Genomic DNA, 23,822 nt, shown 5'->3' on the forward strand with positions numbered 1-23,822 from the left:
TGTATGTTTAAGTGGATGCTGGTCGCTTTTATTTAAGCAAACTTGACTCAGCAGCAGGCGTAGACGAGGCCGGCCGGGGTTGCCTGGCCGGACCTGTTGTGGCTGCTGCAGTGATCCTTCCTTTTCCCTGCCCTGTTTCAGGGCTGGACGATTCCAAGAAACTTTCTTCGGGCAAAAGAAGCCTGCTGGCTGACCAGGTCAAGAGACAGGCAAGGGCGTGGTCCATAGGACTGTCCTGGCCTTCTGAAATTGATCAGATCAATATCCTTCAGGCTACTCTGAAGGCCATGGCCAGGGCAGTAAAAGGCCTGAAAATCATTCCCGATCAGATCCTGGTGGACGGGAATCAGAAAATTCCTTTAGAAATACCTCAGAAAACAATTCCCGGCGGAGACAGCCTTGTGCCGTCCATCTCAGCGGCTTCAATACTTGCCAAGACCTTCAGGGATGGATTAATGGTCAGTCTTGAAAAGAAGTATCCGGGCTATGGATTTGCCGGACACAAGGGCTATGGAACCAGGGAGCATCTCCGGGCCATCAAAAGCCTTGGGCCCAGCCCTGTGCACCGGATGACCTTCAAGGGTGTCAGGGTGGTCACCCGGGAGAAGATGCTGTGGCTGACCAAAGGATAAGTCTGGGCAGGTTCGGGGAAGAGGTGGCTGGTTCGTATCTTTCAGAAAAAGGATACCAGGTCCTGGAGCGGAACTGGCGCTGCCGGCAGGGTGAGCTGGATATCATCTGTACCCGGGGAAAAACGATTATTTTTGTTGAGGTCAAGACCAGGTCCCAGGACAGCCCGGGACACGCAGACGAGGCCCTGGGCTACAGTCAGAGATTGAAGCTTCTGCGAACCGCCAGCCACTACCTGTGCAGTACCGGCCAGTGGGCAAAGCAGTGCAGGTTTGATTTTATTTCTGTGACCGCAGGATCTGAAATCAGAATAAATCATGTCAAAAACGCCATTGAATTCAGCCTTATGGGTGGTGGCAACACCCCTTGGCAACCTTGGTGACATCTCATCCAGAGCAGTGTCTGTCCTGAAGAAGGCTGAAGTTATTCTGGCGGAAGACACCAGAAGGGCCGGTCGCCTGCTTCAGGGGCTGGACATTTCCGGAAAACGTCTCTTAAGTCTGCACGAACATAACGAGGATCAGCGGATCAGCCAGGTGGTCAAAAACGTGGACCAGGGAATGGACTGCTGTCTGATCAGCGACGCAGGGACTCCGTTGATGGCTGATCCGGGCTACAGGCTGGTCAGGGCTTTCAGGAAAAAGGGCCTGCCGGTGATTCCTGTGCCGGGTCCCTGTGCCCCTGTGACAGCCCTGATGGCCTCTGGAATCGCCCCTTATCCATTCAGCTTTCTTGGTTTTGTGCCCAGGAAAAAGGGAGAGCTGGAGGCCCTGTTCACCAGATGGAAGGATGTTCCCACTACCCTGGTTTTTTTTGAACGCAAGAACAGAGTTTCCTCCTGTCTGGAGGTGGCCTGCAGGGTGCTTGGCCCCAGGGAATTCTGCCTGGCCAGAGAGTTGACCAAAAAATTTGAAGAGTTTATTTTTGGGGTGCTGGGCAGTACAGAGGTCAGCAGCCAGGATCTGCTGGGGGAGATAACCATTGTTCTCGGACCGCCGGACAGGGAGCCATCCAGAACAGATCCGGCCAGGGTGCTGGAGCTTATCCGTGAATACCGGGACAGGGGGCACAGGCCCAGAAAGCTGGTCGGGCTTGTCCAGGCCGGAACCTCAGGGTGGACCTCGAAAGAAATCTATGACCTGGTGGTCAGGGGCGATAATTAATGTCCAGAATCAGTCTGAAAGCCCTGATCCTCTGTTTTCTGCGCTCCTATCTGACCGGCAGCGCCTGCAATACCAGAGGCATGCAGAATATCGGACTGGCCTATGCCATGGACCCGGGACTCAGGGAGCTTTATCCTGATCCCCTGAAACTGCAGAAGGCCAGGCGCAGACATTTAAGGTTCTATAATACACATCCTTTCTGGAACCCCCTGCTGGTGGGACTTTTTCTGTTTCTGGAAAGCAAGATATCCAGGAATCTCTTTCCTGCCCGAACCCTGCCCAAGGTTAAATCCACCCTGGTCTTCACTCTGTCGGCCATAGGTGATTCCTTTTTCAGTGGCAGCCTTCTCGTCACCTGGTCCATGGTGACCATCATTCTTATGTTTCTGGGGCTTAACTCCTGGGCCCTGGGACTTGGACTGGCCCTGTTTGCAGCTCTGCAGTTCTTCAAGCTCTTTGTTTTTCACAAGGGTCTGACCCAGGGCCTGGTTTTTATCAATAATCTCAAAAAATGGGACCTGATCAACTGGGGCGGCAGACTCAAGGTGATCAATGCCCTGCTTGTCCCGGCATTTTGGCTTGTCATTTGGCCCTTTAACTGGCATTTGTACAACTTTGTCACTGTATCTATTGCATGTATTGTTCTGGCGTATGCCTATAAAAATCTCAGGTGGGTCAGGGGAATTCTGCTCCTGTCCGTCCTGGCCCTCAGTCTTGTAATGCCCGATCTTTTTCTGTGGCTGGAAGAGCTGGGCCCATAGGGTGCTGCCGGGACAGGAACTTATACCTGGAAGATTCTGATCAGGAATATTAAGGTGGATGAAAACAATCAGGAAATACTGGTGAGCCTTGACAGTGAGTTCGGGCTTCACGCCAGGCCTGCAGCCCTTCTGGCCAGGGAGGCCCAGAAATTTTCCTCGGATATATGGCTTGGCTTTGATGGCCGAGAGGTTGACGCCAAGAGCATTCTGGACATTCTGACCCTGGCGGCACCCAATGGAAGCACCTTGAGGATCCTGGCCAGGGGAAGCGATGCCCAGGATGCTGTCCGGCATATCAGGAGGCTCATAATGGGAAGGTTTGAGGAAAAGGGATAGATGGCCAAAGAGATACTCAAGGGCATTCCTGTTTCTGCCGGCATAGCCATCGGCAAGACATATTACCTGAACCGGGGAGAAAATACCTCCACCATCCGCATGGACATCGACAAGGGGCATGTTCCTGAGGAAAAAAACCGTCTCAGGGAGGCCTTCAGCCTGGCCTTGAACGACCTTGAGAAGATCCGGAAAAAGATCCCCAGGGAACTCAAGGAGCAGGCCGCCATAATTGATTCTCACATCATGCTTCTCAAGGACCGGAAGTTTCAGAATGCTGCTGGAGATTATATCCGCAAGGACATGATCAATGCTGAATGGGCTCTGGAAAAGGCGGTTTCAGACATAGAAAAGGCCTTCAGCAGAATCGAAGACGAATACATCCGGGAAAGGATCCAGGATGTCAGACTGGTGGCTGATCGAGTCCGCAGCCAGCTTCACGGCAGTCCTGCAGATCCCGGGACATTCACCCAGCGGATGATCCTTCTGGCCCCGGATCTTTCCCCGGCCGACACCATCGAGCTGCAGCTGGACAAGATAATGGCCTTTGCCACGATTTCAGGGGGAAAGACCTCTCATGCCGGGATTATAGCCAGGTCCCTGCAGATTCCGGCCATAGTGGGAGTGGAAGGGCTGAATGAGCTTCGGCATGGACAGTTCGTCATCCTGGACGGGTTCAATGGAAAAATAATTGTGGAACCAGGGGAAGATGAACTGGCCCACTATACTGAACTTAAATACCAGTTTGAAGAGTATCAGTCCCAGGTCAACAGAAACTGCCACCTGCCTGCTGAAACCATTGACGGCTATAAAATTCAGGTGTTCGCCAATATTGAGCTGTTTGAGGAGGTTGCAGCCGTCATTGACAACGGGGGTGAAGGAATCGGGCTTTACCGGACCGAATACAGCTTTCTGAACCGGGACGATCTGCCAACTGAAGAGGAGCTTTTCGAAGAATACAGGGACCTGGCCTCCATCATTTATCCGCATAAACTGGTCATCAGGACCCTGGATCTGGGAGCGGACAAGATCGCCTCCCAGTTCGGACCGATAAGAGAAGCCAATCCTGCACTGGGGTTAAGAGCCATCAGGTTCTGCCGCAGACACCCCGGGCTTTTCAAGATGCAGCTCAGGGCCATCCTCAGGGCCAGTGCTGCCGGGAATATATCCATCATGTTTCCCATGATTTCCGGCATGCAGGAGCTGCTGGAGGTCAAGAAGATGTATCACAGCGTGCGCAGCGAACTCAAAGCCGGGAAGGTAGACTTTGATCCCACCATGCCCATGGGTATAATGGTTGAGCTGCCCAGTGCAGTGCTGGTGGCTGACCTCCTGGCCAGGGAAGTGGACTTTTTCAGCATTGGAACCAATGATCTTATTCAGTACTCTCTGGGCATTGACCGGACCAACAAGCACGTTTCCTATCTTTATCAGCCCCTGCATCCGGCCATCCTGAGAAGCATCAAACACGTTGTGGATGCCGGGCATGAGGCGGGTATTGAGGTCAGCCTGTGCGGTGAAGTTGCCTCTGATCCGTATTGCGTCCCCATTCTCATGGGCATGCAGATAGATTCCATCAGCCTTAATCCCCAGGCCATTCCGGGCATCAAGAGAATTGTCCGCCAGGCCACCATGGATGAGTGCAAAGAGCTGCTCAAAAGGGTGCTGGAAAGCAAGGATGTACAGGAGAGCAACAGACTGGTCAGGGAAATGATCTTTACCCGTTTTCCCGAAGAACTCATGTTTTATACGTCTCTGATTGAAGAATAGTCTGGTCGGGCTGCCTGACTCTCTATAAACCGTTATTCGAGGGACAATGAAAGGCATTTTTGCTTACATGGGCAGAAGCACTCTGGACCTGATGAGGGAGATGGGCCAGATAATGCTTCTTTTTATTGAGGCTCTGTACTGGCTGTTTCGTCCCCCGTTCAGGATCAGACACTTTTTCAAACAGATGGAATTCATCGGGGTGAATTCTCTGTTCGTGGTCATGCTCACCTCCCTTTTTACCGGCATGGTCCTGGCCCTTCAGACCTACTATGCCTTTCGCATGTTTTCTGCTGAAACCCTGGTGGGTGCTACAGTGGCCCTTTCCATGACCCGGGAACTGGGTCCGGTCATCACCGGACTCATGGTCACAGGCCGGGCCGGATCGGCCATCTGCGCCGAGATCGGGACCATGAGGGTGACTGAGCAGGTGGATGCTCTGACTGTAATGGCCATCAATCCGGTCCAGTACCTGGTTCTGCCCAGGGTCCTGGCCGGTTTCATTGTCCTGCCCCTTTTGACGGTCATAAGCGATGTCATGGGCATTCTGGGGGGATACCTGGTGGGGGTGAAGGTCCTGGGTATCCACGGCGGCCTTTTTATGAACAAGATTTACGAATTTGTGGAGCTGGGGGATGTATACAACGGGCTGGTCAAGGCCTCGGCCTTTGGGGTGATCCTGACCCTTGTGAGCTGCTACAAGGGGTTTTACACCAGGGGCGGGGCTGAAGGCGTGGGCCGTTCAACCACTCAGGCTGTGGTCATGTCCTCGGTCCTGATCCTGGTGAGCGACTACATTCTGACCGCGCTCATGTTTTAGCCAGCCCCGGCTGAGGGTCAGCAGCTACTGGTTAGGGTGTGCTGTCCGGAATGGGGGCTGATGCGGGATTGAAATTTTTCAAAAATAAGTACAGTCTGAAAAATGAACAGTCTGAAGAAAATAATCGAGCTGAAAAAGGTCAGCAAGTCCTTTGGCAACCATCTGGTTCTTGATGACCTGGACCTGGGCCTGGAAAAAGACAGGGTCAATATAATCATCGGCCGGAGCGGGGGAGGGAAAAGCGTCCTTATCAAGCATATCATCGGCCTGTTAAAGCCTGACCGGGGCCAGGTCCTGATTAAAGGCGAAGATATTGCGCCCATGAGTGAGCGGGAGATATCCAGGATAAGGCGCGGATTTGGGATGCTGTTTCAGGAGGCAGCCCTGTTTGACTCGCTGACCGTGGCTGAAAACGTGGCCTTTCCCCTTCAGGAGCACACTAAGAAAAGCCACAGCGAAATCATGGAGATCGTGGAAACCAAGCTTTCCTCAGTGGGACTGGCCGGCATGGGCTACAAGATGCCCTCGGAACTTTCCGGAGGCATGCGCAAAAGGGTGGGGCTGGCCAGGGCCCTGGCCATGGACCCTGAGATCGTGCTGTTTGACGAACCCACTTCCGGACTGGACCCGGTGATGGCCGCAGCCATCAACGAACTTATCGTCCGGACCCGGCAGGAGTTCAATGCCACCTGCGTAGTCATCAGCCACGACATTGATGCGACCATGAAGATTGCTGATCATATTTACATGCTGTATAACGGCAAGATCATTGCTGATGGTTCTCCTGAAGAGATCCGGCAGTGGGATGATCCTGTGGTAAGGCAGTTCATCCGGGGAGAAGCCACAGGACCCATCAAGGTCAACTGAGCTTCAAGCCGTGAGCAGGCTGAGACCGGGTTAGTTGAACCGGTCTGTTTTAAAGGCCGGTCCTGCCTTCTGGGTCATGGAAGGGCTGCATAAATTAAAACCGTTTTGTCAGAGAAACCGTCATGTCTCAAAAAATCGGAGTTGAAGTAAAAGTTGGCATTTTTGTCTTCATCGCAATTATCCTTCTGGCCTACATGACCACCAGGATCACCAAGGGACAGATGGTGACCAGGGACATGTATACCATTTATGCCTATTTTGACAACGTGTCAGGACTCAAGACCAACTCACCAGTGGAAATTGCCGGAATTGACGTGGGTGTGGTTCATGAAATCGTTCTGGAAAATAATCTGGCCCGGGTAGGCATGGCCATCAGACCGGGAGTGAATATCTATTCCGATTCCAGAGCCACCATCAGGACCAGGGGAGTTCTCGGGGACAAATTTGTGGAGATCAGCCCTGGCAGCTCCCATATGGCCAGGCTGGGCGACAAAGGCAGTATTGCTGACAGTATTCAGCCCACTGACCTTGACCAAGTCATGGCCAAGGTCGGGGATATTGCTGATGACCTGCGCCAGGTTTCCAGGAGTGTGGCTCATGTTCTGGGCGGTCCTGAGGGTGAGGAAGGGATGCGCGATATGTTTGCCAATCTGCGCGAGTTTTCCGAAAACCTCAATCAGCTGGTCCAGGCCAATACCAAAGGCATTGAAATGATCGTGTCCAATCTTCAGAGTTTCTCGGCAGATCTGGCTGATGTCAGCCACAGCAACAAGCAGGGCATAAAGCATATCGTGGACAACTTCGAATCTGCATCCAGAGACCTGAATACAGCCCTGGCCCAGATGAGCAGCATCCTGAGCACAGCCGAGCATGGTGAGGGGCCGGTGTCCACCCTGCTCCAGGATCGGCAGATGAGCGAGGACATGCGGCAGACCGTGGCTTCCCTGGAAAGTCTGACCAGAAAGATTGACGAAGGTCAGGGAACTCTGGGCAGGCTGATCAGCGATGACACCACCGGCCAGAAGATCGACGACGCCCTGGACGGAATCAACCAGTTTCTGGATAAATATGACCGGTTCCAGACCATAGTGGATTTTCATACTGAGTACATGTTCCGGTCCGGTGATACCAAGTCCTACCTGACCCTGACCCTGCAGCCGGCTGAGGATAAATTTTATCTGCTGTCTCTGATAGACGATCCCAAAGGCAGGACCAGAACCACTGATACTGTAACCAGGAGGTGGAAGGACGGGGAATACTTGGGAAGCACCAGGGAATACGAACAAAAAACGTACAAAAACCGGCTTAAGTTTTCTGCCCAGCTGGCCAAGAGGTGGAACGACTTCATCCTGCGCGGAGGGATCATTGAGTCCACCGGCGGGGTGGGACTGGATTATTTCCTCTGGGATGACCGGCTCAAGTTTTCCTTTGATGCCTTTGACCTGGGTAACGAAGACGACCGGGCCCACCTAAAGGCAGCAGCCAACCTTTATTTCTTAAATAACTTCTATCTTACTGCCGGGTATGATGATTTTATCAGCAGAACCAGCAAGAACCGGTCCTTTTTCGGAGGGCTCGGGTTTTACATGACCGATGAAGACCTGAAGTACCTGTTTTCATCAGTCCCTCTGCCTGCCGGAGATTAAAATCCCTCAGGCTGCAGCTGGACCGGTAAAATGGACAGCATGTTTTTTCCCACTGCCATGGTTCATGGCCGGTTAACAAAAGTCAAACCAGGAGGTGCAGAATGGAAAAAGTTCTGTTTAAAAGCGAGGAAAAAAAACAGGCTTCAGAGGTTGCCTCAATCCTGAGGACCATTGCGGACAAGGTGGAATCAGGCCGGATAGAGCTGTCCAGGGGACAGGAAAAGATCGGACTGAATGTCCCAGGTTCCCTGACTCTGGAGATCAAGGTGGAAGAGGAAACCAAAACCGGAAAATCCACCCTGAAAAAGTCCCTGGAGATTGAGCTTGAGTGGATCGAAGGCGAAGACGGTCAACCAGCCCAGCCGGGATCGGTAAGCATCGGCTAGGTCTTCAGATTATCTTCCTGCCAGAAACCAGCAGGGCCGTCCAGGTCCTGCTGGTTCTTCCTTATAGCAAACTGCGGCTTGTCAATTCATCTGGAATCGGGTTACAAAACATTCCATCCTGAGGGACGTTAGAAAGTTTGAAAACCACTATGTCGGGACAGCACAGGTCTAGATCATGTCTTTTTTAAAAGCCCTAATCATTCATCCTGAGCGGGAGGTGACCACCCGGCTGAGGGAGTTTCTCAGCAAAGAAAGCAGGGTCAAGGTCCTTGGCGAGGCCATGACTTCCTTTGAAGCCCTGGAGCTTCTGGAAAACATTTCCTATGATGTATTTTTCCTGGGGATCAACCTTCCCAGCGGGGTGGACGGTGTGGAACTGGCCCAGATCCTGAATCAGAGGAAAAAAAGACCCAACATCGTGTTTGTCGCTGATGACGAGTCCCTGGCCTACAAGGCCTTTGAAGTGGGAGCCACTGACTATCTGGTCTGGCCTTTTTCCAGTTCCAGGGTGGCTAAGACCATTGAAAGGCTGCACAGGTTTTCCAGTCAGACCAGGATCGTGGACCGGGATAAGCCCGACAACTCCAGTCTTCAGGAAGATCTGGAAGAGGAAACCGTTCAGCTGAACCTGGCTGATGTAGACGAGGATTCGTTTCTGACCGCCCTCAGGCAGGCCTGGGATGTGAACCGCGGTTCCCGTCTGGAAATTGAAAAGCTGCCCATCAACCTGGATGGAAAGATGATCCTGGTTCCCTATAACCAGATCGTTTTTGTGGAGGCTTACGAGGACTACAGTTTTGTGCATACCTCACAGGAGAAATTCCTGACATCCTACCGGCTCAAGAACCTGGAAGAGCGGCTCAACAGGCATGGGTTTTTCCGGGTCCACCGCAAATACCTGGTCAACCTGGAGATGGTTACGGAAATAGCGTCATTGCCTGGCAGCAACTTCATGCTCAGGACGGCCGGACGCAAGAAGATCGAGCTGCCCATCAGCCGGAGAAGGATCAGTGAGCTGAAGCAGATCCTGGGTCTTTAGCAGGAGCTTCTTTCCCACCGTTCAACCAGATGGAATGGCCTTTAGCCGATTAAAGATCCCGTTTTATTTGAATTGAATTAAATATACCATTGATTTCCAAATGTACTGACTAGACCGGTATATTCACAGCAGACTTCAACTGATCAAAAGATAGAGCGCCGGGCAGCAGCTGCCGGGACAAAGGAGGATTTTTATGGAAGGCAAAGGAGCACTTGATTCCCTGCTTCAGGAAGAAAGGGTATTTCGTCCGCTTCCCCAGATGGTCATCGAAGCCAACATCAATCCCCAGGAATATTCCGAGGTGATGAAAAAGACCAGGGACGATTACCTGGACTACTGGGAAGAGGCAGCCAGAGAACTGGACTGGTTCAAGAAATGGGACAAGGTCCTGGATGACTCTGAAGCCCCGTTTTACAAATGGTTCACCGGTGCCAAGTGCAATATAGTCTACAATGCCCTGGACCGGCATATTGAGACGGCCAATAAGAACAAGCTGGCCCTCATCTGGGAAGGAGAACCCGGCGACTCCAAGAAAATGACCTATTATGAGCTGTACCGGGCTGTTAATAAATTTGCCAATGCCCTCAGGTCCCTGGGTATTAAAAAAGGGGACAGGGTCATCCTTTACATGCCTCCTTTGCCGGAAACCATGATTGCCCTTCTGGCCGTGGCCAAGGTGGGAGCAGTGCACAGCATGGTTTTTGCCGGTTTTTCGGCCAAGGCCCTCAGGGATCGCATTGATGACGCCCAGGCCAAGCTGGTGATTACAGCGGATGGTTTTTACCGCAACGGCCGGGTGATCAACCTCAAGGGCATTGTTGATGAGGCCCTTGTAGGCGGATGTGACTGCGTAGACACGGTTGTGGTGGTTCACCGGGCCAATGTGGAAATCGAGATGACCGAGATGCGCGATATCTGGTATGAAGACCTGGTCCGCAAGGAGAGTCCGGTTTCCGAGACCGAGGTCATGGATTCTGAAGACATGCTTTTTCTGCTGTACAGCTCAGGCACTACAGGTAAACCCAAAGGCATAGTCCACACCCATGGCGGGTATATGGTCGGGGTTCACCGCTCTTTGAACTGGGTCTTTGACATCAAGCCCACGGATATTTTCTGGTGTACGGCTGATGCCGGCTGGATCACGGGCCACAGCTACGTCATTTATGGTCCCTTGATGGCCGGAACCACCACCATTATGTTCGAGGGTCATCCCCTGTATCCCCAGGCAGACCGTCTGTGGCATATTGTGGCCAGATACGGGGTGAATATTTTTTATACAGCTCCGACCCTGATCAGGATGCTGATGCGTTTTGGGGCCCAGTACCCAAAGCAGCATGACCTGTCTACCCTGAGGCTGCTGGGAACAGTGGGTGAACCCATCAATCCCGAGGCCTGGATGTGGTTCTACAAGAACATCGGCCGGTCGGAATGTCCGGTCATGGATACCTGGTGGCAGACTGAGACCGGTTCCTTTATGATCAGCCCCCTGCCCATTTCCCTGCTCAAACCCGGATCAGTTACCAAGCCCCTGCCCGGCATTGAAGCCGAGGTGCTGGACGAAGAAGGAAAGCCTGTTCCCCCAGGCAAAGGAGGCTACCTGGTCATTAAAAGGCCCTGGCCCTCCATGCTTCGGACCCTTTACAAGGATCCGGAACGGTACAAACAGACCTACTGGGAAAAATTTCCCGGTTACTACCTGGCCGGTGACGTGGCCCGCAAAGATGAGGACGGATACTTCTGGATTCAGGGCCGTTCAGACGATGTCCTGAACATTGCCGGGCACAGGGTGGGCACTTCTGAGCTTGAAAGCGCCCTTGTCTCTCATAAGTCAGTGGCTGAAGCCGCTGTCATTGGTATTCCCGATAAAATCAAGGGTGAGGTGGCCAAGGCTTTTGTCACTCTGAGCGCTGACGTTGAAATCGATGATACTGATGAGCTGATCAAGATCCTCAAGACCCATGTGCGCAAGGAGCTGGGGCCGGTGGCCGTGGTCAAGAGTATTGAGTTCAGGGACAAGCTGCCCAAGACCAGGAGCGGTAAGATTATGCGCCGAGTGCTCAAGGCCCAGGAACTGGGTGAGGAGGTTGGAGACACTTCCACTCTGGAAGATTAAGTTCTGGGGCAGTATCTATACTGGAAGGTCAGAAAAGCCCGGTGCGCAAGTCCCGGGCTTTTCCATTCCAGAGTGTCAACCGGGTCTGATACCGGAAACCAGGTTCCGAGTCTGATCCGAAACCGGGGGGAAGCATGGACAGGAAGGAAATCAGGGACATTTTGGAGAGCTTTTTTCAGAAGTACAGGAAGTCTGAAGGAGACGACAGTACTTATACTGCTTTCTGGGCAGACCGGACCCCTGCCGGGACTGTTGAGATCGCCATGACCAGGTGTCCGGCAGATACAACCTTCAAGTTTTATCTGGACCGGAAAAAGGTGGATGAAGTCAAGGAATGGGATGGGTTTTTTCCTGCCCTGGACAGGTTTGCCAGGGAGCATGGGGATGCCTTTGATCCAGAATCATTCTTTGCCGGAATGAAGGACATGACCTGACCGGTCCATGTTTTTGCAAAAAAGTTCAGCAGGTTGAGAGGCCCGGGGCTAATTTGGCAGGCAGAAATCAGGCCCTGAGTTCTCCAGATCAATATTCAGAAGTTCAGAAACCCTTCCAGAGGTTGAGGCCCCAAGTACGGCTGAGATGGTGACCGGCTGGTCCGGATTGACCATCAAGGTCAGGGGTTTTTGCCTGTTCCAGAAGAGTGCGGTCGGATCGGTTCCAGCCTGATTCGACAGCCCGGACCAACTTTTCTGCACCCCGTCCTGATCTCTTTGCTCCGGGTATTCCATCTGAATCAGTCTGTGCACCATTCCGTAATCTTCATAACCAGCCCGGAGGCTGACTATCCTGACTCCCAGAATGGCTGCCCCCAGTAAAAGGGGGTTGTCAGTGCTTACCAGATAGGCCGGATTGATGTTGGCCAGGACTGCATCAGCACAAAACAGGCCCAGTTCTTCTTTTTTCAGGGTCAGCTGTTCAATCTTCAGCAGGCTTTCTTCCAGGCGATATGCATACCGGAATCCTGCTTGGACCCGGGACAGATCAGAGCCTGAAAGTCTGATTCTTTCAGCGGTTTTTACGTTCTGAAGCAGATTGTCCAGATTGAGATCCTGGATCCTGACGGTCATGCTGACAGGCCGCGAATCTTTCAGTTTCAGGTCCTGGAGAATTATTGTCCCGGCCTGCATCTCCACTCCTCCTGGCCAGTCAACCCTGGGCTGGTCAAAAGTGATTCTCTTAAGAAAAGGGTTGGCCCTGATGGCGGTGTATTCCACCTTCATCCTGGGGTTGTCGTTCAGGAATGCCCTGACCCGGTTTTCCAGCCGTTTTTCCAGGATGATCCAGGCAAGTCCCAGTCCTGCCCCGGCCAGCAGGGCAAGCAAGAGGAAGGCTATGAAAAGTCTTCTTGATTTCATCAGGCTAATCAATTTAAACAGGCGTGTTGGCAGCAGAGCCGGATCGGATGTCTCATGGAGGCCATTCTGATCCAGGCCAGGAAAAAAAGCAAATTCAACTGATGAGCCCTGTTTGGACCGGATCAGTTTTTAGGACAGGAGGCAGAAACATATGTTTCGGATTCGCAGGATATACGATGACTCCCTGGGCAGGGACCGGGAAGTGATTGATCAGGCCAGACAGATCCTCAAAGAACAGTTTCCCCAGATGGCTGCAAAGGATATCGCTCTGCTGCCGTCCCAGCTCAGGGACCCTCTTAAACATCGGTTCAGGAGCATTTTGTTTGCTGGAGAAGATCAGTCCTGGAATTTAAGAGGCTTTGCCCTGCTCATGCACGCAACTGACCTTGATTTCTGTTACCTGGACTATATATCTGCAGCCGGAAACAGGACCGGATCAGGTATTGGAGGGGCTCTTTACCAGCGGGTCAGGGACGAGGCCAAATCCCTTGGGGTCAGAGGGCTTTTTTTTGAGTGTCTGCCAGATGAACCGGACCTTTGCCAGGACAAGGACATCCTGGCCCAGAACCGGGCCAGACTGAGATTTTACGAACGCTTTGGGGCCAGACCGGTGTCAGGAACCGCCTATGAAACCCCGCTCAAGCCAACGGATGACTGCCCGCCGTTTCTGGTCTTTGACCATCTGGATCAGGACAGCCCCCTGAGCCGGAAAGAGGCCAGGGTCATGGTCAGGGCTATCCTGGAACGCAGGTACAGCCACAAGTGCCCGCCCGGATATATTGACATGGTGGTGGACTCCTTCCAGGATGATCCAGTCAGGCTGAGGGATTTCAAATACGTGAAGAAGAGCCGTGAAAAACCGGCCAGGCCCATGTATCCGGACAAGGTGATAGCCCTGTGTGTCAATGACCGGCATGATATTCACCATATCCATGAAAGGGGATATGTGGAAGCACCGGTCAGAATCTCAGCTATCCTGAATCAGCTGGACAGGACCGGGCTGTTTGAACGGGTCAGGATTTCCCGTTTTTCTGAAAAGCATATCCTGGAGGTCCACGACCAGAAACTGGCGAATTATCTGAAAAGGGTCTGTGCCGGACTTAAACCTGGTAAATCGGTTTATCCGTACGTCTTTCCGGTCCGCAATGCAGCAAGGCCTCCCAGGGACCTCCCGGTCAGGGCGGGATATTTCTGCATAGACACCTTCACCCCCATCAACAGCAATGCCTACCTTGCCGCCAGGAGAGCTGTGGATGCCACTCTGACTGCTGCAGCATGTCTGCTCAAGGGATACCGGCTCAGTTACTCTCTGGTCAGGCCGCCGGGACACCATGCCGAGAGGAAAGTCTTTGGGGGGTTCTGCTACTTCAATTCAGCTGCAGTTGCTGCCAACTACCTGAGTAAACTAGGAAAAGTGGCAGTCATCGATCTGGATTATCACCACGGCAACGGGACCCAGGATATATTTTACAGTCGGCCAGATGTGCTGACCATATCCATGCATGGCCATCCAAGGTTTGCCTATCCCTATTTCAGTGGTTATTCCAAGGAAAAAGGAGAGGGTCCAGGAGCCGGGTTTAATGTGAACTATCCTTTGCCTGAAAGTCTGGATGGGAAAAAATTCAGGCTGGTCCTGGAAAAAGCCCTGAAAAAGATCAACCGGTTCAAACCCCTTTTCCTGGTGGTTTGCCTTGGGCTTGATCCGGCCAAGGGAGATCCTACTGGAACCTGGTCCCTGAAGGCTGAAGATTTTGCTCTTAACGGACGGATGATAGCCTCCACCGGCCTTCCTGTCCTGGTGGTCCAGGAAGGAGGATACAGGGTCCGTTCCCTGGGCGTAAATGCAGCTGCTTTTTTCCAGGGCTTGACCGGGAGTCTGCCGCAGCCAGCGGGCACTAAGGATAAAGTTTCTGCATCCAGGGGTCTTGATGTACCTGGCAGGCTTCCCTAGTATATTTTCTGGAGGTTGATCTCCCATGGGTTCTTGCCAGGACAGAATGCTCACCGGCTTTGATGCGGGCGTTGTCCATGAGCGGGTAAAGCCATTTCTAAAAGGGATATTGTAGGATGCTTTTTTTTCTAGCCTTTTTTACCATCTACCTGGCCATGCACGTCTTTGTATGGTCCAGGTTCTGCGTTCAGCTGAAACCTGGCTCCAGGGTGGCAGCAACCGGGTATGCCGTCTGTGTGCTGCTTGCCCTGAGCCCTGTTCTGGCTCACCTGATCCCTGTTTCATGGCCCAAGATCCTGGTGTATTCCTTCTGGCAGTTCACCTTTACCTGGCTGGGAGTGATCTTTTATCTTTTTTTTCTCCAGCTGAGCGTATTTCTGCTGAAGACAGTTCTTCGGCCATTCATAGGCTCATCCTGGCCCAGAGCGGCATCATTTACCGGCATGTCCATCGTCATCCTTGCCCTGGCCATTGTCGGCTACGGATTTTATGAGGCTTCAAAACCGGTCCAGGTGGTCAAGCACCAGTTTGAATCAGAAAAAATAACCAGGGACATCAGGCTGGTCTTTTTGTCTGATCTTCATCTCGGAGTTCAGAAGTCCTCCAGACGCCTGGGAGAGCTGATTCAGCTCCTGGAGCACCAGGATGCCGATCTGATAATCTTTGGAGGAGACCTGGTCAATGACCACCTGGAGTGGCTGGAGGACGAAGCTCTGCAGCTCAAGGGCCTGACTGCGCCTCTGGGCAAATTCGGAGTGCTGGGCAATCACGAGTTTTATCCCGGCCTGGATAAGTCCCTGGCCCTGTTCAGGCAGTCGGAGATAGCAGTCCTGGATGACCGGAAAAAAGATCTGGAATCAATCAACCTGACCCTTATCGGAGTGACTGATCCTACTCCCTATCCAAGTCCCAGGGAGCATCAGGAGGAAACAACCCGGAAGCTGCTGAAGGATATCCGGCCGGACAGGTTCAACCTGCTGATAAGCCACCGGCCCTGGGGGGTTGAACACGCAGCCCGGGCCGGAGTAGATCTGCATCTGGCCGGACATACCCATAATGGACAGATATTTCCTTTCAGATATTTTGTCAGGCTGCAGTTTGACCATGTTTACGGGTTATATCAAAATTCCGGGACAAGGCTTATTGTGACCAGCGGGGCCGGAAGCTGGGGGCCTCCCATAAGGGTTCTGGCCCCGGCGGAAATTGTGGTGGTGGATATCCTGGCTAGGAACCAGGCAGGGTACAGATGACTTCAGCCCTGGTCTTGAGCAGTTTTCTGTCCCAGTAGAAAGTCAGGGATTCGGCCTGTACGGATCTCAATTTTTCCTGCAGAAGCCCGGATGGATTTCCAGTCAGGTCAAAAAAGAGACACAAACAGACCAGGGTAAACAGATCATCATGCTTTTCCAGGGCGGTTAAGGCGTTTCCCAGCCCTTTGGCCGCAAGACCGGGCATTCCCTGGGCAAATCTGGCCAGACCCCAGAAAGCCCCCCTACGCAGGGACAGGAGTTCCAGATAGTTGTCTGCTCCGTCTGATCGTTCCACCAGATAGGAAAAAAGTATGGGATGGTATTCCTGAGCCAGATCCTGCTGGACAGCCATTATTTCTCCCATGCACTGGGCCGCGCCCCAGCCGATTCCCCCGGATTCATCATTCAGAGACCACATGAGCCGGCGCATGACCATCCTGGCCTGTTCCATGTCCTGGTCAGCTATCCTGGCCACCACGTGTCCCATGGCAGTTACGGCGTGCCACCTGGTCTGCCGGTCCGGATTTAAGAGGGCGGAAAATACAGGTGAAAGGACTGACCTGGGATTGAACCGGTCCAGTCTGGTCAGGCCCTGGGTGATGTCTTCCCGGGCCAGGATGGCCAGGATTTCACTTTTCAGCTTTTTCATGGTGATTTCTCTGCAGCAGCTTCCACCAGATCTTTGAAATGAGAATAATCAGGCAGGACCTGGGCCGGGATTAATCCTGGTCCAGGTCCTGCACAGGTAGCAGGAATGCTGTCAGTGCTTCTGTCCAGCGACTTTCTCTTTGATGCTTCTGGCCAGAGTTTTACCCATCTCTCTGCACCTGGCCAGATCCTCATGAGTAGGAACGTTCTGGACCTTCAGAGGAGGAACCGGGACATCAAAGCCGGCTGTTTCCAGTATGTCCGCCATGGCTTTGGGTGCTTCGCCGCTCCATCCAAAGGACCCCAGGGCAGCCCCGATCCGGCCTTTGGGCTTGAGCCCCTTCATGTAGGTCAAAAAATTAGCCATCAATGGAAGCATGCCGTTATTATGGGTGGGAGAGGCGCATATAAGGGCTGCAGCGTCTGAGAATTCACCCATCACGTCACTGTGGTGGAATTTTTTCAGGGACATGAAATTGATTTCCAGGCCTTCCTCAACCAGGGCATCTCCCAGGGCCTTGAGCATCTTTTCCGAACTGTGCCACATGGTATCAAAGACCAGGACCGCTTTTTCCCTGATTCTCTGACTGGAAAAGTCATCATAAGCCTTTAGAATTTCAGGAACATGAGACCGCCAGACAATTCCGTGATCCGGTGCGATCATGTCAATTTCCAGGCCTGATTCCCTGACCCTGGCCAGGGCTTTCTGCACAAAGCCGGAAAAGGGAAGAATAATATTTGTATAGTAATGTCTGGCCTCGGACAGGAGCAGGCTGAGGTCATTCTGGTCGTCAAACAAACGGGTTGTGGCTATGTTCTGGCCAAAGGCGTCGCTGGAAATAAGGAGCTTGTGCTCCGGAATATAGGAGAACATGGTATCTGGCCAGTGAAGCATTCTGGCTTCCATGAACTGGACATTTGTCTGGCCCAGAGAGATGGAGTCACCGTCCTTGACCACCTGAACAGGCCAGTCCGGCCTGTGAAAGTGGCTGAGCAGGGACTTTTCTCCCATGGGAGAGCAGAATATCTTTTCAGGAGAGCACTTCTCCACCATAAAGGGAAGGGCTCCGGAATGGTCCAGCTCCACATGGTTGACCACAAGATAGTCAATATCAGACGGTTTGATCAGCTTGTGAATCTGGTGATAGAGGTCCAGCCTGAATTTTTCCGGAACCGTGTCAAAGAGGGTTACTTTGTCGTCCAGGACCAGAAAGGCGTTATAGGTGGTTCCCCTTCTGGCCAGAGAATAGCCGTGGAAATTTTTGATATTCCAGTCCACGGCCCCCACCCAGTATACATTCTTTTTAATTTCAACTACTGCCATAATTACTCCGGAATTGGTCTGGGCAGGCCCCTTTGAGGGGCCTGTCCTGTTTCTGATCAGGCTTCCTTGACAAAATCGTCCTTGGTGGCACCGCAAACAGGACAAACCCATTCAGCAGGCAGGTCTTCAAACCTGGTTCCTGCTGGTATGCCGTTGTCCGGATCGCCTTCAGCAGGATCGTAAACATAGCCGCAGATTTCACAAATCCATTTTTCCATGTCAGCCTCCTTGTTACTGGTTGTCCTTTGGTTCTGCTTTTTCAACAAAATATTTCTTTTTGGTGCCACACTGGGGGCAGCACCAGTCTTCAGACAGTTCGTCAAAAAGGGTGTTTTTCTTAACCCCGGACCTTTCGGCCAGAACAGGGTTGTACACATACCCGCACACTGCGCATTCATATTTTTTCATGGTCTAAAAATCCTCATTTTTCATTCAATGCTGATCCGGGTCCGGCCAGGGGTCGGAAGCATTTTTTTCCCCCACCGCAGACCGGGCATTTCCAGTTTTCAGGCAGGTCGTTGAAGCTTGTTCCTTTGCCAACTTTGCCTTTACGGTCACCTTTGTCTGGATTGTAAATACAGCCGCAGTTGACCATCTGACACTGCCACATTTCTTCTGGAGCGGCCATGGTGAGACTCCTTCAGTTTTCAGCCTTCCACAGGCCGTGAATATTGCAGAATTCTCTTACAGTGATTTGGTCTGCTTTAATGCAGAAATCAGCTTCAGGCTTTTGACCGGGTTTGAGAAATTCACGGTAGGTCCGGCCATCAGCGATGATTTCAATCCATTCAATATAGTGCTTTTCTTCCATGGGATGAGCAACACTGCCAACCAGGACCCTGTAACCGTCAGCGGTTTTTTCAATAACCGGGACATGTTTTTCCTTTGCCGCATCAACTGTGTTTTCAGTAAAACGCTTCATGGGCTGGCCGCAGCAGACCAGTTCACCATCTCCGGTGTGCAGGACCTCCACAATATTTCCGCATGCATCACATTTGTAGACTTCAAGCAATCCAGTCATGGTCACCTCGATAATGTTGAGTTTGATTAATAATCAGACACAGTTCTATACTTAAACAGTGTCCTATAGCGTGGCAAGGTTTTAATTTATAATAGATAAATGGTTCAGATAAAAAAAGGCAGGCCAGCTGGCCTGCCTTTTGGTCCGGGATTACGGGAGAGTTATTGCCAGCTTTCACACAGGACTTCAAAGTGGGCTTTGGGATGAGCGCAGGAGGGGCATTCATCCAAGGCTTCCTTGCCTTTGTGGGTGAATCCGCAGTTCTGGCACTTCCAGACAACTTCCTCGTCCTTTTTGAAGACCCTGTCCTTTTCAATATTGGCGATAAAGCTTCTGTATCTTCTTTCGTGGAGCTGTTCAGCAACAGCTATGGCCTCCATGGCTGCGGCAACCTGGGGAAAGCCTTCTTCCATAGCGACTTTGGCGAACTCAGGATACATGGTTTCATGTTCATACCGCTCACCGTTGGCTGCTTCATGCAGATTTTCCATGGTGGTCCCTATTTTCCCAGCTGGAAAGGCAGCCTGGATTTCCACCTCGCCACCCTCCAGGAACTTGAAGAGCCTTTTGGCATGCTCTTTTTCCTGATTGGCAGTTTCCTCAAAGATATTGGCAAGCTGGACATAACCATCTTTCCGGGCCTGCTTGGCAAAGTAGGTGTACCGGTTGCGGGCCTGGGATTCGCCGGCAAAAGCAGTCAGGATGTTTTTCTCGGTCTTGGTACCTTTAACAGATTTCATTTTTTCCTCCTAAGGGATGTTTTAATTAAAGGGTTAATCGTGTTGGTCACGACAGTTCTTCAGACTGGAGTTTTTGGCATTCAGGGCAGAGCCCCAGGATTTCCAGCCTGATTCCTGTAATGGTAAACTCGGAATCTATTTCAGTAAGCTGCTCAGGATCAATGGTCAGGCCAGCCTCGATGTCCCGAACCCGGCCGCAACCTGAGCAGATGACATGCAGATGATCTTCAGGCGTACCGTCAAATCTTTTCTGGTCTCCGCAGGTGTCTATTTTTTTAATATGCCCCTGTCTGCAGAGGATATCAAGGTTGCGATAGACAGTACCCAGACTGATGGCAGGCATGTCCATCCGGACCCGGTCATATATCTCTATGGCCGTAGGATGTGATTTGGTCTGCTTCAGTTTTTCCAGGATTATTTTTCTTTGCTTGGTAAGCCTCATGTCCGCCTCTTTTTCGGAATGATTACTATTAGCATTAACCCCTGTCAAGTAAAATTTTTAAAAAAAGTAAACGGCCTGAAAGCCGCCGGCTTTCAGGCCGAATCCCTTTCATATGCCAGGGCCTGGCTACTGACAGTGCTCAGAGAAAAAGCTCCTCATTCAATGCTGATCAAATCCTTGATTTCGTTATACCGGACTTCTCCAATACCTGGAACCTGCATGATGTCCTCTGTTTTGGTGAAAGGAAACTCCTGGCGGTAGTCTATGATCCTTTCAGCCAGGGCCGGACCGATGCCGGGAAGGGATGTCAGCTGTTCAGCATCTGCGGTATTTATATTGATCTGGGTGCTGCTGAGGCCGGCAACAGGGGCAAATAAAAGGGAAAGTAAAATAATGGCAGTGATAAAAAAGCTGCGTTTCATGAGGTTTACCTCCACAAAGAGTTAAGCATGAAAGCCCTTGGCATATGAAGGATTTCAATTAGTTGCTATTTTTAGCAGACTTTATAGTTTTGTGCAAGCAAATTTGAAAGATGTGGATTTGTCCAGCCCTGGTTAGGGGCAAAATGTTCAGCAGGAAGGGTCAGGTCCCTCCCAGGTCCTGTCCATGGCCCGGGTAGAGTATTTGCGTGAAGTTTCAGGCGCCATCCTGGTGTCCGGCAGCTGACCGGAAATGGAGATTTTTGATCTGAGAAGAGTTAATGGAGAAAAAAGAGAACTAAGATGGTTTATGACCGGGGAGGGCCTTAAAAGTTCAAGACCCAAGGCCTGTAAGCAGTTCTCTTTTTATTATTGGGCTGAAACAGGAACAAAAAAAGGCCCGGCTGAGTGCCGGGCCTTTTAAAAGGTATCAGGGAAAACAAGCTACTGGCTTAACTCCTGCTGGACCTGCTGCAACAGATCTCTGGCCTGCTCAAGCTTGGCCTTTTGTTCCTCGCTGACCTGCCCGCCGATATAGCCGGCCTTTTGAGCCATTTCATCAAGCATTCCGCCCAGGACCATGTTCTTGACCACATCGGGCAGCTGTTCAATTTCAGCTATGCGGGCATCCATTTCCACCATCTTGTTGTCAAGATCCTGAATCATCTCTCTGGTCTCGGTGATCAGGTCAACCTTGCCTGAAATTTCATCCATGTTTTTGTTCAAGGCATAATAAAAAATGATTAAAAGAAAGACAGCAAGAACAGAAACTATTACTCCGACCTTGCCCATATCTCTTTTGCCTCCGCCAAGTTCTTCAGCAGAATAAGCCGGATTGGAAGCAGCCAGGTTTTCTTCACCAACCGGTTTGATTTTTTCCTGTGACATTAACAACGACCTCCTTTAAGAATTTTATGTCCGTATGAGTCGGAAATAGATGAAACAGTTTTTTCCACAAGGCTGATAAAGCAGGACAGCAGTAGATAAATCCGCTGTCCTGCTTATGTTTATCTGATAAACTTTATTACATGATTAGCCGGTGCTTAGCAAGCCTTAACTGGGGTCCGGCCAGAAGGAAATTTTTAGTTAAAGACTTAACTGGTTGATTTTTATCAGCAGACCGGGCACATCATCTGAGCAATATCTAGTTGTTCAGACTCTGCAGAGGAGCAGGGATGAGCCCCCCCTTGGTAACAAAGGTGTTGTCAGAATGACCGGGTCCAGGGCTGATAATGGTGGCTTCACCAAGAAGACCACCGAATCTTGCTGTTTCTCCGGCCTTTTTGCCCGGGACTGGAATAAGCCGGGCAGCAGTGGTTTTTCTGTTGATCACGCCAATGGCCATTTCATCGGCAATTATTCCGGCGATGGTTTCCGGGGAGGTATCTCCTGGCAGGGCGACCATGTCCAGCCCCACCGAACAGACTGAAGTCATGGCTTCCAGTTTACTCAGGCTCAGAATGCCCCTGGCAGCTGCCTGAGCAATGTTCAGGTCTTCGCTTACAGGAATAAATGCTCCACTCAGGCCTCCGACATAAGAGCTGGCAAAGGCTCCGCCCTTTTTGACCGCATCATTGAGCATGGCCAGGGCTGCAGTGCTTCCCGGGGCTCCTATGGCTTCAAGTCCCAGTGATTCAAAAATTTCTCCGACACTGTCCCCGATATTGGGGGTGGGGGCCAGGGACAGATCCAGTATTCCAAACTTAACCCCAAGGCTTGCAGCTACTTCCCTGCCAATAAGCTCTCCAGCCCGGGTGACCTTGAAAGCTGTTTTTTTGATTACTTCAGCCAGGCAACCCAGGTCGCAGTCAGGGTTTGTTTCCAGGGCCCTGTCAATTGCTTTTTTGACCACACCCGGCCCACTGACACCTACATTGATGACTGAATCCGGTTCGCCTACACCCAGGTAGGCTCCAGCCATAAAGGGCACATCCTGGGGAATATTGGAAAAGACACAGAGTTTGGCGCAGGCCAGGCCGTCTCTGTCGCTGGTAAGCTGGGCAGCTTTTTTGATGGTTTTAGCCATCAGGTAGACAGCGTCCATATTAATGCCTGCTTTTGTAGAGGCGACATTTATGGATGCGCAGACCCGGCTGGTTTCAGTCAGGGCCTGGGGCAAAGATTTGATCAGGGCCAGATCGCCCCGGGCAATGCCTTTTTCAACCAGGGCGGAAAAACCGCCGATAAAATCTATGCCAACCTCCTGGGCAGTCAAATCCAGGGTCCGGGCGATCTTGACCATGCCTTCCGAATTGAACGGGGCTCCGGCAACGGCAACAGGACTGATGGAGATGCGTTTGTTGACCACGGATATCCCGTACTTTTCCCCCACCTGGTCGCATACCTTGACCAGGTCACCGGCCCTGGACACGATTTTATGCCGGACATTGTCCAGGAATCTGTCCAGAGAATCAGAGGCGCAATCAAACAGAGAAATCCCAAGGGTGATGGTCCGAACATCCAGGTGTTCGTTTTTGACCATTTCTATGGTGGAAAGAACTTCCTTATGAGTAAGCATGACAATGTCCCCTGATAATCTAGATCCGGTGAATGGATTCGAAAATATCCTTGTGCTGCAGGCTGCAGGCCAGGCCAAGGCTGGATGAAGCTTCCTCCAGACGCTGGCGCAGGTCAGATACAGCTGCAGTGGCCGGGACATCCATTTCTATGATGATAACAATCTTGTCCGGGTAAAGATCACTCCGGTTGATGGCCCTGATGGTGGTTATGTTGCAGCCGAAATCGCGCATGACACCGGAAAGGGCGGATATCTGCCCGGTTCTGTCCGGACCTATGGCCACGGCGACAAAGGGGTCGGAATTCTGGATTGCCGGACATCCGGCCTGCATTTTTTTCAGACGGACATTAAGACCCTGGGGTTCCAGCCTGGATTGGAGACTGGCCTGGAGTTCTCCGGATGTCCGTCCATGGCCCAGGGTGAAAATGAATATGGCTGCAAACTCGCTCTGCAGAACGGTCTGGGTCAGATCTTCGATGTTGCACTCATGGACGGTGAGGATTTCGCTGACCTCTGCGACTATCCCCGGTCGATCACAGCCCAGCACTGACAGGACGAATTTGTTCATGGAAGTGGTGTTGGCAAAGCAGGTTTTCAGTTAACAATGATTTTCTGAGGCTGGCCCCAGG

28 protein-coding genes are annotated in these 23,822 nt (G+C 51.8%); 15 read left to right on the top strand and 13 right to left on the bottom strand.

Annotated features, from left to right (window positions below; genetic code table 11):
- Positions 1-11 precede the first annotated feature (11 nt).
- The 13 genes from rnhB to P771_RS0102110 all read left to right on the top strand — a co-directional run bounded on the left by rnhB (position 12) and on the right by P771_RS0102110 (position 11,959).
- On the top strand, positions 12-632 hold the full coding sequence (gene rnhB, locus P771_RS0102050; RefSeq protein ID WP_028573820.1) for a ribonuclease HII: 621 nt from the start codon (positions 12-14) through the stop codon (positions 630-632).
- Entirely contained in the window at positions 614-1,012 is a 399-nt protein-coding gene (locus P771_RS0102055) for a YraN family protein (protein ID WP_028573821.1), read from the top strand. Before rnhB ends, P771_RS0102055 begins: the two co-directional genes overlap by 19 nt.
- On the top strand, positions 948-1,793 hold the full coding sequence (rsmI, locus tag P771_RS0102060; RefSeq protein WP_028573822.1) for a 16S rRNA (cytidine(1402)-2'-O)-methyltransferase: 846 nt from the start codon (positions 948-950) through the stop codon (positions 1,791-1,793). The genes P771_RS0102055 and rsmI overlap by 65 nt, the downstream gene beginning before the upstream one ends.
- Positions 1,793-2,554: a PTS system mannose/fructose/sorbose family transporter subunit IID gene (locus P771_RS0102065; protein ID WP_028573823.1), complete on the top strand. Its 762-nt coding sequence runs from the start codon at positions 1,793-1,795 to the stop codon at positions 2,552-2,554. The genes rsmI and P771_RS0102065 overlap by 1 nt, the downstream gene beginning before the upstream one ends.
- A gap of 54 nt (positions 2,555-2,608) precedes the next feature.
- Entirely contained in the window at positions 2,609-2,890 is a 282-nt protein-coding gene (locus P771_RS0102070; protein WP_244147279.1) for an HPr family phosphocarrier protein, read from the top strand.
- The gene (gene ptsP / locus P771_RS0102075; RefSeq protein WP_028573825.1) at positions 2,891-4,657 is read left to right on the top strand and encodes a phosphoenolpyruvate--protein phosphotransferase; all 1,767 of its coding nucleotides are present in this window, start codon (positions 2,891-2,893) and stop codon (positions 4,655-4,657) included.
- A gap of 46 nt (positions 4,658-4,703) precedes the next feature.
- Positions 4,704-5,474: an MlaE family ABC transporter permease gene (locus tag P771_RS0102080; protein WP_028573826.1), complete on the top strand. Its 771-nt coding sequence runs from the start codon at positions 4,704-4,706 to the stop codon at positions 5,472-5,474.
- 102 nt (positions 5,475-5,576) lie between these two features.
- Complete coding sequence (locus P771_RS0102085) at positions 5,577-6,341, top strand: ABC transporter ATP-binding protein (RefSeq protein WP_150112111.1); 765 nt, start codon at positions 5,577-5,579, stop codon at positions 6,339-6,341.
- Positions 6,342-6,463: 122 nt separating this feature from the next.
- Positions 6,464-7,987 carry an MlaD family protein gene (locus tag P771_RS0102090; RefSeq protein ID WP_028573828.1) on the top strand — a complete coding sequence of 508 codons (1,524 nt, stop codon included), beginning with the start codon at positions 6,464-6,466 and terminating at the stop codon, positions 7,985-7,987.
- 101 nt (positions 7,988-8,088) lie between these two features.
- Positions 8,089-8,373, top strand: a complete 285-nt coding sequence (locus P771_RS0102095; RefSeq protein ID WP_028573829.1) for an amphi-Trp domain-containing protein — start codon at positions 8,089-8,091, stop codon at positions 8,371-8,373.
- Positions 8,374-8,548: 175 nt separating this feature from the next.
- Positions 8,549-9,412 (top strand): LytR/AlgR family response regulator transcription factor, encoded by an 864-nt coding sequence (locus P771_RS0102100; protein ID WP_028573830.1) that lies wholly within the window; start codon positions 8,549-8,551, stop codon positions 9,410-9,412.
- A gap of 193 nt (positions 9,413-9,605) precedes the next feature.
- Positions 9,606-11,525: an acetate--CoA ligase gene (gene acs, locus P771_RS0102105; protein WP_028573831.1), complete on the top strand. Its 1,920-nt coding sequence runs from the start codon at positions 9,606-9,608 to the stop codon at positions 11,523-11,525.
- Between the two features lie 134 nt (positions 11,526-11,659).
- Positions 11,660-11,959, top strand: coding sequence for a hypothetical protein (locus P771_RS0102110; RefSeq protein ID WP_028573832.1), 300 nt, complete (start codon positions 11,660-11,662; stop codon positions 11,957-11,959).
- 48 nt (positions 11,960-12,007) lie between these two features.
- Here P771_RS0102110 and P771_RS0102115 read toward each other — a convergent pair whose 3' ends face one another.
- Positions 12,008-12,880 (bottom strand): hypothetical protein, encoded by an 873-nt coding sequence (locus P771_RS0102115; protein ID WP_028573833.1) that lies wholly within the window; start codon positions 12,878-12,880, stop codon positions 12,008-12,010.
- Between the two features lie 151 nt (positions 12,881-13,031).
- On the opposite strand from P771_RS0102115, the gene P771_RS16160 reads away from it, so the two are divergent.
- Positions 13,032-14,831 carry a histone deacetylase family protein gene (locus tag P771_RS16160; RefSeq protein WP_084301597.1) on the top strand — a complete coding sequence of 600 codons (1,800 nt, stop codon included), beginning with the start codon at positions 13,032-13,034 and terminating at the stop codon, positions 14,829-14,831.
- A 116-nt stretch (positions 14,832-14,947) separates the two neighbouring features.
- On the top strand, positions 14,948-16,081 hold the full coding sequence (locus P771_RS0102125; protein WP_028573834.1) for a metallophosphoesterase: 1,134 nt from the start codon (positions 14,948-14,950) through the stop codon (positions 16,079-16,081).
- Here the strand turns inward: P771_RS0102125 and P771_RS16165 are convergent.
- From P771_RS16165 to P771_RS0102190, 12 genes are all read right to left on the bottom strand, one after another.
- A complete protein-coding gene (locus tag P771_RS16165) occupies positions 16,056-16,730 on the bottom strand; it encodes a DVU0298 family protein (protein WP_051617050.1) in 675 nt (224 codons plus the stop codon). The two genes, P771_RS0102125 and P771_RS16165, sit on opposite strands and share 26 nt — an antisense overlap.
- Positions 16,731-16,841: 111 nt before the next feature.
- A complete protein-coding gene (locus tag P771_RS0102135) occupies positions 16,842-18,053 on the bottom strand; it encodes an FprA family A-type flavoprotein (RefSeq protein WP_028573835.1) in 1,212 nt (403 codons plus the stop codon).
- A 56-nt stretch (positions 18,054-18,109) separates the two neighbouring features.
- The gene (rd, locus tag P771_RS18620; protein WP_084301599.1) at positions 18,110-18,271 is read right to left on the bottom strand and encodes a rubredoxin; all 162 of its coding nucleotides are present in this window, start codon (positions 18,269-18,271) and stop codon (positions 18,110-18,112) included.
- Positions 18,272-18,284: 13 nt separating this feature from the next.
- Positions 18,285-18,461, bottom strand: coding sequence for a rubredoxin (locus tag P771_RS18625; RefSeq protein WP_084301601.1), 177 nt, complete (start codon positions 18,459-18,461; stop codon positions 18,285-18,287).
- Positions 18,462-18,474: 13 nt separating this feature from the next.
- Entirely contained in the window at positions 18,475-18,681 is a 207-nt protein-coding gene (locus P771_RS0102150) for a rubredoxin (protein ID WP_028573836.1), read from the bottom strand.
- A 12-nt stretch (positions 18,682-18,693) separates the two neighbouring features.
- Positions 18,694-19,074 carry a desulfoferrodoxin gene (locus P771_RS0102155; RefSeq protein ID WP_028573837.1) on the bottom strand — a complete coding sequence of 127 codons (381 nt, stop codon included), beginning with the start codon at positions 19,072-19,074 and terminating at the stop codon, positions 18,694-18,696.
- 161 nt (positions 19,075-19,235) lie between these two features.
- Positions 19,236-19,814: a rubrerythrin gene (gene rbr, locus P771_RS0102160; RefSeq protein ID WP_028573838.1), complete on the bottom strand. Its 579-nt coding sequence runs from the start codon at positions 19,812-19,814 to the stop codon at positions 19,236-19,238.
- 46 nt (positions 19,815-19,860) lie between these two features.
- A complete protein-coding gene (locus P771_RS0102165) occupies positions 19,861-20,256 on the bottom strand; it encodes a Fur family transcriptional regulator (RefSeq protein ID WP_028573839.1) in 396 nt (131 codons plus the stop codon).
- Between the two features lie 155 nt (positions 20,257-20,411).
- Positions 20,412-20,678, bottom strand: coding sequence for a ComEA family DNA-binding protein (locus P771_RS0102170; protein WP_051617051.1), 267 nt, complete (start codon positions 20,676-20,678; stop codon positions 20,412-20,414).
- A 441-nt stretch (positions 20,679-21,119) separates the two neighbouring features.
- Positions 21,120-21,563 carry a hypothetical protein gene (locus tag P771_RS0102180; RefSeq protein ID WP_028573841.1) on the bottom strand — a complete coding sequence of 148 codons (444 nt, stop codon included), beginning with the start codon at positions 21,561-21,563 and terminating at the stop codon, positions 21,120-21,122.
- Between the two features lie 256 nt (positions 21,564-21,819).
- A complete protein-coding gene (locus P771_RS0102185) occupies positions 21,820-23,193 on the bottom strand; it encodes a PFL family protein (RefSeq protein ID WP_028573842.1) in 1,374 nt (457 codons plus the stop codon).
- A gap of 19 nt (positions 23,194-23,212) precedes the next feature.
- Positions 23,213-23,761, bottom strand: a complete 549-nt coding sequence (locus P771_RS0102190) for a glycine cleavage system transcriptional repressor (RefSeq protein ID WP_028573843.1) — start codon at positions 23,759-23,761, stop codon at positions 23,213-23,215.
- Positions 23,762-23,822: the final 61 nt, after the last annotated feature.

Origin of the sequence: Desulfonatronovibrio hydrogenovorans DSM 9292 (genome assembly GCF_000686525.1) — a bacterium.
GTDB classification, from domain to species: domain Bacteria; phylum Desulfobacterota; class Desulfovibrionia; order Desulfovibrionales; family Desulfonatronovibrionaceae; genus Desulfonatronovibrio; species Desulfonatronovibrio hydrogenovorans.